Raw genomic sequence first — 12,341 nt, 5'->3', positions numbered from 1 at the left:
TTTCTTTATATAAAAATAATAACTTGCCATAGGCAAGTTATTATAATGATTGTTTCTTTTGTGTAGTAGTTGATTCGCGTGTGTCTTGCACGTTTGCTTTGCTTCTCGTGCCTAACATGACTAAATAACATAATACAGCAAAGAGGCAAGAGATAAAGAGTGAGTGTAACAATGCCATTGGCAAGCTTGCATCTGTATAGACAACTAAAATACCAACGATTGCTTGAAGCGTAACGAGAATAAATGAAGTAATCCATCCCCAGTATATAACTCGCTGTTGTTTATAGTGACGAATCGCAACAATCATTGCATATAGAATCCAAGCGAATATGAACATTGCAGCAACCCTGTGTCCCATCTGAACCCATTCGTGTAACTGAGTAGGCCATGGTCTATTTTTACTACAAAGTGGGAAGTCTGGGCATGCTAAACTTGCACGTTCATGACGTACCAGAGCCCCTGTATAGACGACGATATAGCTGTAAATTGTTACACCATAAATATGAAATTTCATCTTTTTGTCCATAATGAGAGATCGTGCATCGAATTTTTTGTCAATCTCAAAAATAAGACACGATAGTAGAATGACAGAAGCAAATGAGATTAAGGAAATACCGAAATGAATAGCAAGTACAGCAGGTACTTGTCCCCATACAACTGCGGCTGCCCCCATTAATGCTTGTGCAACTAAAAATACGAAAGATAAAATAGCAAGCGTTTTTGTTTCACGTACATGCTTATAATATTTCCAGGATAAGATGCAAAGAAGTGTAACGAGAATTCCTGCGGATCCTGATGTTAAGCGATGACTTAGTTCAATAATCGTTTCCATTGATAAATTGGAAGGAACGAATTCACCATTACAAAGAGGCCATGATTTACCGCACCCTTGCCCTGACCCTGTTTTTGTAACCAATGCTCCCCCTAGTAAAACAAATAATAGGTCGAGACTTGTAATGACTGCTAACCATTTAATAAAGCGTTGCAATCTTTTCACCATCTTTCTGTTATGAAGTTATTGCGAAATATTTTCATTTCATCAATTTTATTGAACGAAATGCGCTACAGTCCTATGATATATAAAAAATAATAAAATAGCAAAGGAATGGAGGTAGGTGATAAAGTGCTTTCAAAAAACAAAAAAATGGAATAAAAACCACCTATTATAGGTGAAAATACTTCTATTATGAAAAGAAATGAGGAGAATATATGCCAAATATGACAAAATAGTTTATTATAGAAGGTAATCTCATGGTATGATTAGGGAGTAATAGGAGAAACTTTTTTGTTATTCGACACAAAAAGTTCATGTTTTCTTCACAAATTGTTCGGGAAATATGTTTTAATATACTCGAGTATGAGCGTAGATTAGTAGTAGAATGAGTTAACAATATTTCTACTGTAATAATATTGCTATATATATAGCGCGATATTTCATATGAAGTAAGGGCGCAATAGAAAGATGAAAGTTTTAAGAGGGGGTTGAAATGATGAACCATGCAACAAGTGAGCTGCATGATGAGTCAGCTGTAACAAGTATACCGGAAACAACACGTGTACAAGATTTATTAGCGCTCGTTAAGATGGGGATTGTAAACTCAAATACACTTACTGTATTTACAGGTTTTTGGTTGGCTTTACATTTTAATGGATTAAATGTTTTGAACCACTTAGATAAGATGTTTTTTGCAATTGTCGGTTCGGGATTAATTATGGCGGGGGCATGTAGTTTAAATAACTATATAGACCGAGATATTGACCATTTAATGGAACGGACGAAAAACCGTCCAACAGTAACAGGTAAATATAAACCTGGATTCGCATTAACATTTGGTATTTCAATATTACTTCTTGGATTTGTATTCTTGTTGTTGACAACGCCGATGGCAGTATTCATTGGGTTCATTGGTGCTTTCACATATGTTGTTCTATATTCATTATGGACAAAACGAGCATACACACTAAATACAGTAGTAGGTAGTGTATCTGGTGCAGTTCCACCTTTAATCGGTTGGGCGGCAATTGATCCAACTCTAAATCATCCAATTGCTTGGATGCTATTTTTAATTATGTTTATTTGGCAAATTCCACACTTTCTCGCTCTTGCGATGAAACGTGTTGATGAATATCGCAATGCAGGCATTCCGATGCTACCAGTAGTACATGGATTTGAGTTTACAAAACGCCAAATAATGATTTGGACAGTATGTTTATTACCACTACCATTTTATATGAGTGGACTCGGAGTAACATTTATGGTAATTGCAACATTGCTTAATATCGGATGGATCGCACTAGGATTCTATGGTTTCCGTAAGAAAGACGACATCAAATGGTCCATACAAATGTTTGTTTACTCCTTGAATTACCTTACAATCTTATTTGTATCAATGATTGTAGTAACATTCTTCTAAGACAACGACATGAGGGATTTCTTTACGTTGAGATTTACTTTACTTAATTATAAAGTACAATCTAATTCACAAAGAAAGTGGGGGTTGTTTGTATGAAGAAACAGTGGCGACTGCTTTCATTCGTTTCACTGCTGGCTTTACTGTTGGGGGGATGCGGTAAAGCCTTTCAATCTACTTTAATTCCGCAAGGTGAAGTAGCGAAAATGCAATATGATTTACTCTTGTTAGCAAGTGCAATTATGGTAGGTGTGGTACTTGTAGTTACTATTATTTTCTTGTATGTAATTGTGCGTTTCCGACAAAAGAAGGGGCAGGAAGATTATATCCCGAAACAAGTTGAAGGGAATCACAAGCTAGAAATTATATGGACAGTCATTCCAATTATCCTTTTGCTTATATTGGCTGTCCCAACTGTTACATATACATTCAAACTTGCTGATGTAAGTGCGATGGAGAAAAAGAATATTGATAAAGATACAATCGTTGTTGATGTAACAGCGAATCTTTATTGGTGGGAATTTTCTTATAAATCAGAAAAGGTAGTAACTTCACAAGATTTAGTTATCCCCACAGGTAAGAAAGTGTATTTGAATTTGAAGGGTGCCGACATTAAGCATTCATTTTGGGTTCCATCTTTAGCTGGAAAAATGGATACGAATACAGATAATGTCAACAAAATGTGGTTAAAAGCAGATAAATCAGGCACTTATAATGGTTTTTGTACAGAATTTTGTGGTCCATCACATTCTTTAATGCAATTTAAAGTGAAAGCTGTTGATGAAAGCGAGTACAAATCTTGGATTGCTGATATGAAGAAGATTGATGGTAAAAAGGAAGTAGCTTCTACAAAAGAACAGGAAGGTAAGGAAATATTCAACAAAAGCTGTATTGGTTGTCATGCAGTTGGATCAAATGATAGTAGACCACCTTCTGCACGTATTGCACCAAACCTAGCAAACTTTGCTGATCGCGATACGGTTGCTGGTATTGCCGAAAATAATGAAGAAAACGTAAAAAAATGGCTAAAAGATCCTGAAAATATGAAACCAGGAAATAAAATGACTGGTAAATATGGAAACTTAACGGATGGTCAAGTAGATGCATTACATGCATATTTGAAAACGTTAAAAGTTGAGAAGTAAAGAGGGATCATTTGCGAAGGGGAGGTTGAAAACGTGAGTTCTGTAGCAAAAAAACAGGGGATGGGTGCTGTTATATGGGATTATTTAACGACAGTAGACCATAAAAAAATTGCCATTCTCTATTTAATTGCAGGTGGGTTGTTTTTTATCATTGGCGGAATAGAAGCGCTATTTATCCGTCTTCAGTTAGCGATTCCAAATAATGATTTTCTTGTTGGAGATATGTATAACCAAGTGTTGACGATGCACGGTACAACAATGATATTCCTCGCAGCTATGCCGCTTGTATTTGCATTTATGAACGCTGCTGTACCGCTTCAAATTGGGGCTCGAGATGTGGCGTTCCCATTTTTAAATTCACTTGGATTTTGGTTGTTTTTCTTCGGAGGAGTATTTTTAAATTTAAGCTGGTTTTTAGGTGGTGCGCCTGATGCGGGTTGGACATCTTATGCATCGCTATCTCTTGCTTCTAAGGGGCATGGAGTGGACTTCTATGTATTAGGACTGCAAATCTCAGGTATAGGAACACTAATTGGTGGGATTAACTTCCTTGTCACAATTATTAATATGCGTGCACCTGGGATGACATACATGCGAATGCCGATGTTTACATGGACAACATTTGTGACATCCTCGCTTATTTTATTTGCATTTCCACCTTTAACGGTTGGATTGGCGTTGCTTATGTTAGATCGTTTATTTGGTACTAGTTTCTTTAACCCGGCTTTAGGGGGGAATACAATTATATGGGAGCATTTATTCTGGATCTTCGGTCATCCAGAAGTGTACATTCTTATCCTCCCAGCTTTCGGAATATTCTCAGAAATTTTCGCCACATTCTCTAAAAAACGATTGTTTGGTTATTCATCTATGGTATTTGCAACAGTATTAATTGGGTTTTTAGGCTTTATGGTGTGGGCGCATCACATGTTCACGGTTGGTCTCGGTCCTGTTGCGAATGCTATTTTTTCAGTTGCAACAATGGCAATTGCAGTTCCGACAGGTATAAAGATATTCAACTGGCTCTTTACGATGTGGGGCGGAAGTATCAGATTTACAACGCCAATGATGTGGGCTGTAGCTTTTATTCCATCATTTGTAATGGGGGGCGTAACAGGAGTCATGCTTGCATCGGCCCCTGCTGACTATCAATTCCATGATAACTATTTCGTTGTGGCACATTTCCACTATGTAATCGTTGGTGGGGTTGTATTTGGATTGTTAGCAGGTGCACATTATTATTGGCCGCTTATGTTTAATAGAGTATTAAATGAAACACTTGGGAAAATTACATTTTGGTTGTTCTTTATTGGTTTCCATTTAACATTCTTTATCCAGCATTTCCTTGGTCTAATTGGTATGCCACGTCGTTACTACACATACCTAGAAGGGCAAGGATTAGAGCTTGGTAACATGGTTAGTTCGATTGGAGCTGCATTTATGGCCCTTGGAACAATTGTCCTTTTAGTTAATGTTGTTAAAACATCATTGTCTAAAGAGAAAGCAGGACGTGATCCGTGGGATGGCCGTACATTAGAATGGACAATGCCTGCACCTACACCAGAATATAATTTCAAACAATTACCTTTCGTTCGTGGATTAGATCCGTTCTGGATTGAGAAACGTGAAGGGAACAAAGAAATGACAGCGGCAGAGCCTATAAGTGATATTCATATGCCGAATTCTTCTTTCTCACCATTCGTTATATCTCTTGGGTTATTTATAGCGGCGTTTGGCGCAATGTATATGCAGGGTGGAAAAGATACATTCTGGTTATTAGTCGCGATTGTTGGACTTATCATTACGTTTGGTGCAATGTTCTTGAGATCGGTAATCGATGATCATGGTTATCATATTCATAAAGAAGATTTAGATGATAAGGGGGGCAAGGCGTAATGCATGTAGAGGAAAAATTAACGAATGAAACATTTCCAGCAGAGCCTGAAAAAGCAACCCTTGAAGGGAAAAATAAGTTTGTTGGATTTTGGCTGTTTCTCGGAGGCGAAACTGTATTGTTCGCTTCCTTGTTTGGCACATATTTGGCGTTAAAGAATTCTACAAACGGTGGCCCAACTTCGCAAGAAATGTTTCAAATGCCACTTGTATTCATTATGACAATGCTTTTGTTGACAAGTAGTTTGACGAGCGTGTATGCAATGTATCACATGAAGAACTTTAACTTTAAGCAAATGCAACTTTGGTTAATTGTTACTGTATTGCTTGGGTTAGGTTTTTTAGGATTTGAAATATATGAGTTTAATCATTACGCACACGAATTTAAACATACAATGAGAAGTAGTGCGTTTGGTTCAGCGTTTTATGCGCTTGTTGGGACACATGGATTACACGTACTATTCGGATTACTGTGGATCTTAACATTGATTTTTCGTAACGCGAAGCGTGGATTGAATTTATACAATGCTCCAAAGTTTTACGTCGCATCTATTTATTGGCATTTTATCGACGTAGTTTGGGTGTTTATTTTCACTGTAGTATACTTGATGGGAATGGTGGGATAAACAATGGCAATAAAGCAAACACATACAAGTAACTCGAAGGTAGATCTCGTTTATCGTAGAAGAAAAAGTGCAGAGGAAATGAAGCATCAAGTTATAACATTTGGTTTGATGATTTTCTTAACAATTGTAGCTTTTGTATCAGTCGCTTATCCGAAAACTTTTAGTCCTGTTTTCTCTGTACCATTTATTTTATTGTTAGCGGTTGTTCAAGTTATATTTCAGCTATATTATTTCATGCATATGAGTCACAAGGGCCATGAAGCAGCATCGTTTTTCTTATATTCTGGATTGCTAGTAGGATTGTTAACGATTTTGGCTTTTATGACAATTGTATGGGTTTAAACAGTAATGGGTAGGGGGCCTTTGAGTTATTTTGGCCCTCTTTTCCTATGATGATAAGAAATTCATATTGAAAAGGTGGGTGTGAAAATGAGCAACTTATGGATATTTGGTTTTCAAGCGTTATGGAGCCCGATCTTTTTATGTTTTATGGTTTCAATCCTTATCTGTTACTTTCTCATTATTGGGCCGTATAGAACACGGTTTGAGAGTTCAGAAAAGGTAAGTAAAAAACAGATGTTTTATTTTACGACAGGAATATTCCTTCTATATATTGTAAAGGGAGGTCCTGTTGATTTACTTGGACATATTATTTTCAGTGCACATATGTTTGAAATGGCAGTGATGTATATTGCCGTGCCTCCGCTATTATTATTAGGGATACCTGCTTGGCTGTATCAATATGCTACATCCTTTAAGGTTTTCCGGGTTATTGTATTGCTTTTCGCAAACCCGCTTATTGCCCTCTTTGTATTCAATGGGTTATTTTCTTTTTATCATTTACCAGTTGTTTTTGATGCGGTGAAACAAAGTCAAGTGGCACATCCTATTCTTCTCGCTATACTATTCTTTACAGCGATGATGATGTGGTGGCCAATGTTAAATCCGTTATCAGAATATCAAACATTAAGTGATATAAAGAAACTTGGTTATATGTTTGCTAATGGTATTTTATTAACGCCAGCTTGTGCGCTAATAATTTTCGCAAGTGAACCATTGTTCGCGACATATACGGATCCAAATGCTTGGATGAAAGCGATGGAACTCTGTGTACCAGCCGGGACATTGACAGATTTAAATATAACCGGACCAGATTTTTTACATTGGATGCCAATTGTACAGGATCAACAAACAGGTGGTATCATAATGAAAATTGTCCAGGAAATAGTATATGGTGCGATTATTGGTTATGTATTTTTTAAATGGGCACGTAAAGAACGGAAAAAAGATGAGGAGCAATTACAAGCTGTACCTCCTTATTTACAAACAAAGTAATCAAAAGGTGCATGGAGATTATGCACCTTTTGATATGGGGAAATAGAATTAATATGCAATAGGGAAAATGAAGGATAAATAAATTTAATTTTCTGTTTATTTATGTTAATCTATTATAGTCATGAATGAAAATGAATGCTTTTAAAGCAAGTGTAACGTTCGCTACTAGTTTCAATACACATGTAGTACTAGGTTTGAGTAGAGAGGTGCAAATCAAACTTGTTCTCTCTATTAAACATAAACTATTTTTAAGGGGGATGTTAAATGGGTAGTAGTGGAAGTATGGTAAAGCCAATTAGTGGTTTTTTAACAGCGTTAATTCAATATCCAGTACCAGTAGTGGAGTCACGAGCAGATATTGATAAACAAATTAAACAGATTATTAATACGATTCATTCAACCAAATCCGGTTATCCAGGATTAGAATTAATCGTATTTCCTGAGTATAGTACACAAGGGCTCAATACAAAAAAATGGACAACAGAAGAATTTTTATGTGCAGTGCCTGGAGCGGAAACAGAGTTGTTTGCTGAAGCATGTAAAGAAGCACAGGTATATGGTGTGTTTTCAATAATGGAAAAAAATCCAGATGGTGGGGAACCATATAATACAGCAATTATTATTGACCCTCAAGGCGAGATGATTTTGAAATATCGCAAATTGAATCCGTGGGTTCCAGTTGAACCATGGAAAGCAGGAGATTTAGGATTACCTGTTTGTGATGGTCCTGGAGGAAGTAAGTTAGCTGTTTGCATCTGTCATGATGGAATGTTCCCTGAAATTGCTCGTGAAGCAGCTTACAAAGGTGCTAACGTTCTGATTCGGATTTCTGGATACAGCACACAGGTGAGTGAACAATGGATGTTAACAAACCGTTCGAATGCATGGCAAAATTTAATGTATACATTATCAGTAAATTTAGCAGGGTATGATGGTGTGTTTTATTACTTTGGTGAAGGACAAGTATGTAACTTTGATGGAACTACTTTAGTACAAGGGCATCGTAATCCATGGGAAATTGTTACTGCAGAAGTATATCCTGAATTAGCTGATCAAGCTAGATTAGGATGGGGACTTGAAAATAACATTTATAATTTAGGGGCTAGAGGATACGTAGCTACTCCAGGTGGGGTGAAAGAAAATCCATATACATTTGTTAAAGATTTAGCTGAGGGGAATTACAAAGTTCCGTGGGAAGACAAAGTTAAGATAAAAGATGGATCTATTTATGGGTATCCAGTCAAAAAGACAATTCATTCTTAATTTGTAAACAAAGCATGCGTATCCATCTGGATACGCATGCTTTGTTTACTCTATAATTGAAAATTCCTTCAATTCTTTTTCAATATTTTGCAGAAGTTGTTCGCTTTTTTGGAGTACATTTGTAGGGAAAACTTCATTCTCTCCATATTCAACACCATGTGGATAATAATGCTTTCCTAATAGTGGTGGAAGTAATTTAATCTGTGCATGTCTGCCTCCAACATCTCCTTCTGTAGCGAAGCCTTGTACACGCAAATAATATACATCTTTTAATATTTCAAATTTGTAGTCGTATGTAACGCGTTCGTAATCCCATTGTCCTGCAAGTACGAAATGGTGATTTTGCATAATCTCAGTTAGAAGTGTAAAGTCAATTACTGTTCCTGTAAGTTTTGAATTTGTAAATTGCATGAAATCCCTCCTTATTTTAAATATTAAACCTTTAATTTTATAATAGTATGAATAATAAGAAATCGCAATTCATATTGCGAGAAAAGGGAGAATCACGGCTTTTTGGATAAAAATATGATATAGTGAAAAGAGTGCGGTACACACAAAAGGGAAGAAAAGGATTTGTGTATATCTCAATTTTATGTTCGTTCAGGAGGTATATTGTTTGAAGAAATTATTGCGTATCGTAATGATTACGATTTTTATTTTAGCGCTTGACTTATACGGGAAATTACTCGTTTCGCAATATATATTGACTCCATCTCAGTCTAAGCAGGAGAATAAGATTGTAAAAAAGAAACAGCCGATAAATGAAGGGTTTCCGGAAACAATATCTCAACTTATAGGTGCGGATTCTGAAAATCTGTTAGCGAAATGGGGGGAACCTGCTCGAATTGAACCCTCTGCATACGGCTACGAATGGTGGGTCTATAATCAAGATTTATCAAAATATGTTCAGTTTGGGGTTGCGGAGCATAAAGTAGTAACGGCTTATGCGGCTGGTGAACAAATCGATATAGCACCATTTCGTATGCATGAAAAATATGAAGAGGTGTATAAAAAAAATCCATTTTCACATGAAATTTCTTTGAAAAAGGAAAGGAATAGTTATCAATTTGAATTGTCTGATACTGAAATTGTAGAACAACCGCTTGTTTCAATAGAGGAAGATGGTTGGGCACAGTTGTATTTTGATCATTTTACACATGAACTCGTCGGAATTAGATATATGGATGATGATACTTTGCTAAGCCAGAGACCATATCAACTTGTATATTCTGGTGAATTGGTAGCAGAACAGCCAATGACTACGGAGAAAATGAAACAAGTAGAGCAGGGGAATATGCAACAAATTTTAGATTTAACAAATATTATTCGAGGTCGTCATCAATTATCGGTAGTAACATGGGATCAGCAAACAGCAGATGTAGCGTTGGGACATAGTAAAGATATGAAAGAGAATAATTACTTTTCGCACGATTCACCCAAATTTGGGACGTTAGGAGATCGATTACAACGTGGTCAAGTTGCCTTTCAACTTGCAGGTGAAAATATAGCGGCGCAGCATAATGATGGAATCGCTGCGGTGCAAGGTTGGTTGAATAGCGAAGGACATCGGAAGAATTTGCTAAATGAACAATTTACTGGGCTTGGTGTTGGAGTATATGATAAATTCTATACTCAAAATTTTATCCGAAAATAAAAAAGGTGTATGAATCGTCTAAAAATAGGCGAACCATGCGCCTTTTTTTTCTTACAATATAGTAGATATATTTGAAGAGGTGAGGATTATGACAACAACAAAAGGGCAGTTGCATCCTTCTGTTCAACAATTTAAAGAGTTTGTAAACCATCACCCTAAAATGGTTCATGAAGTTCGAAATGGTCAAAAAACGTGGCAGCAATTTTATGAGGAGTGGTATTTACTAGGGGAGAAAGATGAAACGTGGAGAGTTTATAAGGCGGATGGGGAGGCAGTTTCTTCTCCTATGAAAGAAAGTACAGATGAACCAACTGTGGACTTGATGGGGCAAATGCTTTCCTTTTTAAAAAAATTAGATGTAGAACAAATGCAACAACATTTAGCAAATGTTACGAGTGCGATTGGGAGTGTGCAGCAAGTGATTCAGCAATTTCAAGGGAAGCGTATACAACCAGAACAGAGTGATTCTGAAAATAATCCGTTTTTCTTTCAAAAAGATTAGGAGGAAAAGAGGATGAGGGCAGAGCTCATGGAATATATAAAAGCTGATGAAGATTTAGAACGTTATATTCGAGAACAACCATATTGGTATCGGAAATTGTCACGTAATCCAGAGGAAAAAGAGGCATTTGAATTAGCTGCCTTACAGTATTTTAAGAAGACAATTCCAGATAAAGTTGCTAAGTTTCAAAATCAACTGGCGGTTGCTTCTATTATGATTGACATGTTTCAATATATGAAGCAGCAAAATACAACGTAATTGGAAGGAAAAACTATGTCCGTCATGCGAAACTTTTGTTACAATAGAAACGAATTATTGAAAAAAGGAGTTATGGCATGACGGAAATTTGTTTAGTACGACATGGACAAACTGATTGGAATTTTCAAGAGATTATTCAAGGGCGTGAAGACATCCCGCTTAATGAAGTGGGGAAAAAGCAGGCAAGTCAAAGTGCTGCTGCTTTGCAGTTAGCGGCATGGGATGTGATTATTAGTAGTCCTTTAATAAGAGCACAAGAAACAGCACAGGCAATTGGTGATGCTGTTGGAATACATTCTATTATTCTTGATGAACGTTTTGTTGAGCGGGACTTTGGAGAGGCTTCAGGAAAACCAGTTTCTACAGTTAGACAACTTATTGCAGAAGGAAATGTAGAGGGTATGGAGAAAGATGAAAAGATTGTGGATCGCTGTTTTGCTGCTTTGAAAGATGTTGCAAAAATACATGAGGGTAAACGCGTTATTATTGTGGCGCATTCTCATGCGATTAAAGCAATTTTACACGCGATTTCACCGGATGAAATTACATTTAAAACGCCTTTGAAAAATGCATGTATTAGCTATGTAAAAGAAGAGAATGGGAGCTGGAATGTGCTCGAATATAATATTGCAGAGCATATTTGCATATAAGAGATTATAATGGATACGAATGTTCGGTAATAGAATCTTTTTGTTTTTGATAAGGTGGACACTCAAATTAGTAGTTCTGCTTTAAATGTGTTATGATGGATACTCGGAGGTGTCTCTCATGATTGTAGCGACGCTTGAAAGCGTAATGATTTTAGATAAGGCAGAACAGCTTGCAAAAGCGGTTGTTTGTTCAGATATAGCAGAGGGTTATCGAGAGTGTTATAAGGCGTTACAAGAAGATTTGGAAGCTCAAACATTAATTGGTCAATTTGCGGCAATGAAAGAGCGATACGAAGAAGTACAACGTTTTGGAAAATATCATCCCGATTATACTTTTGTTTCGACGAAAATGCGAGAGTTAAAGCGCTCTGTAGATTTACATGAGAAGGTTTCTGCTTTTAAAAAGGCAGAAAATGCATTGCAAAAGTTATTAGATGAACTCAGTGTAGCAATTGGTTCTGAAGTGTCATCAGCTATTAAAGTTCCGACGGGAAATCCGTTTTTTGATGCAGGTGGATGCGGAGGCGGTTGTGGCTCTGGAGGTAGTTGTGGTTGTAAAAAAACGGGGTGATATGCCCCGTTTTTTTAGGATTTAGAAGAAAAC

General features: G+C 36.7%; 14 protein-coding genes. 12 read left to right on the top strand and 2 right to left on the bottom strand.

Annotated features, from left to right (window positions below):
* Positions 1 to 40 precede the first annotated feature (40 nt).
* A complete protein-coding gene (locus tag AZF08_RS01245) occupies positions 41 to 988 on the bottom strand; it encodes a COX15/CtaA family protein (RefSeq protein WP_033672226.1) in 948 nt (315 codons plus the stop codon).
* Positions 989 to 1,490: 502 nt separating this feature from the next.
* On the opposite strand from AZF08_RS01245, the gene cyoE reads away from it, so the two are divergent.
* The 7 genes from cyoE to AZF08_RS01210 all read left to right on the top strand — a co-directional run bounded on the left by cyoE (position 1,491) and on the right by AZF08_RS01210 (position 8,673).
* Positions 1,491 to 2,414 (top strand): heme o synthase, encoded by a 924-nt coding sequence (gene cyoE / locus AZF08_RS01240; protein WP_033672225.1) that lies wholly within the window; start codon positions 1,491 to 1,493, stop codon positions 2,412 to 2,414.
* A gap of 92 nt (positions 2,415 to 2,506) precedes the next feature.
* A complete protein-coding gene (coxB, locus tag AZF08_RS01235) occupies positions 2,507 to 3,556 on the top strand; it encodes a cytochrome c oxidase subunit II (protein WP_033672224.1) in 1,050 nt (349 codons plus the stop codon).
* A 60-nt stretch (positions 3,557 to 3,616) separates the two neighbouring features.
* The gene (gene ctaD / locus AZF08_RS01230; RefSeq protein ID WP_200875202.1) at positions 3,617 to 5,452 is read left to right on the top strand and encodes a cytochrome c oxidase subunit I; all 1,836 of its coding nucleotides are present in this window, start codon (positions 3,617 to 3,619) and stop codon (positions 5,450 to 5,452) included.
* Positions 5,452 to 6,075, top strand: coding sequence for a cytochrome c oxidase subunit III (gene ctaE, locus AZF08_RS01225; protein WP_033672222.1), 624 nt, complete (start codon positions 5,452 to 5,454; stop codon positions 6,073 to 6,075). Before ctaD ends, ctaE begins: the two co-directional genes overlap by 1 nt.
* 3 nt (positions 6,076 to 6,078) lie before the next feature.
* A complete protein-coding gene (gene ctaF, locus AZF08_RS01220) occupies positions 6,079 to 6,417 on the top strand; it encodes a cytochrome c oxidase subunit IVB (protein WP_033672221.1) in 339 nt (112 codons plus the stop codon).
* 87 nt (positions 6,418 to 6,504) lie between these two features.
* The gene (gene ctaG / locus AZF08_RS01215; protein ID WP_033672220.1) at positions 6,505 to 7,410 is read left to right on the top strand and encodes a cytochrome c oxidase assembly factor CtaG; all 906 of its coding nucleotides are present in this window, start codon (positions 6,505 to 6,507) and stop codon (positions 7,408 to 7,410) included.
* Positions 7,411 to 7,674: 264 nt separating this feature from the next.
* Positions 7,675 to 8,673 (top strand): formamidase, encoded by a 999-nt coding sequence (locus AZF08_RS01210; RefSeq protein WP_033672219.1) that lies wholly within the window; start codon positions 7,675 to 7,677, stop codon positions 8,671 to 8,673.
* Between the two features lie 45 nt (positions 8,674 to 8,718).
* Here AZF08_RS01210 and AZF08_RS01205 read toward each other — a convergent pair whose 3' ends face one another.
* Positions 8,719 to 9,084, bottom strand: coding sequence for a YugN family protein (locus tag AZF08_RS01205; protein WP_033672218.1), 366 nt, complete (start codon positions 9,082 to 9,084; stop codon positions 8,719 to 8,721).
* Between the two features lie 205 nt (positions 9,085 to 9,289).
* Here AZF08_RS01205 and AZF08_RS01200 point away from each other — a divergent pair, with 205 nt between their 5' ends.
* From AZF08_RS01200 to AZF08_RS01180, 5 genes are all read left to right on the top strand, one after another.
* Positions 9,290 to 10,327, top strand: a complete 1,038-nt coding sequence (locus AZF08_RS01200) for a CAP domain-containing protein (protein ID WP_033672217.1) — start codon at positions 9,290 to 9,292, stop codon at positions 10,325 to 10,327.
* An 88-nt stretch (positions 10,328 to 10,415) separates the two neighbouring features.
* Positions 10,416 to 10,829, top strand: coding sequence for a YlbD family protein (ylbD, locus tag AZF08_RS01195; protein ID WP_033672216.1), 414 nt, complete (start codon positions 10,416 to 10,418; stop codon positions 10,827 to 10,829).
* Between the two features lie 12 nt (positions 10,830 to 10,841).
* Positions 10,842 to 11,087: a YlbE-like family protein gene (locus tag AZF08_RS01190; protein ID WP_033672215.1), complete on the top strand. Its 246-nt coding sequence runs from the start codon at positions 10,842 to 10,844 to the stop codon at positions 11,085 to 11,087.
* Positions 11,088 to 11,164: 77 nt separating this feature from the next.
* The gene (locus tag AZF08_RS01185) at positions 11,165 to 11,737 is read left to right on the top strand and encodes a histidine phosphatase family protein (RefSeq protein WP_033672214.1); all 573 of its coding nucleotides are present in this window, start codon (positions 11,165 to 11,167) and stop codon (positions 11,735 to 11,737) included.
* Positions 11,738 to 11,855: 118 nt separating this feature from the next.
* On the top strand, positions 11,856 to 12,308 hold the full coding sequence (locus AZF08_RS01180) for a YlbF family regulator (protein WP_033672212.1): 453 nt from the start codon (positions 11,856 to 11,858) through the stop codon (positions 12,306 to 12,308).
* The last annotated feature ends 33 nt before the right edge of the window (positions 12,309 to 12,341 follow it).

The organism is Bacillus gaemokensis (assembly GCF_001590835.1).
Lineage (GTDB): Bacteria > Bacillota > Bacilli > Bacillales > Bacillaceae_G > Bacillus_A > Bacillus_A gaemokensis.
Note: the sequence above shows the minus strand (reverse complement) of the source record. Positions and strands in the feature narration are given on the sequence as shown.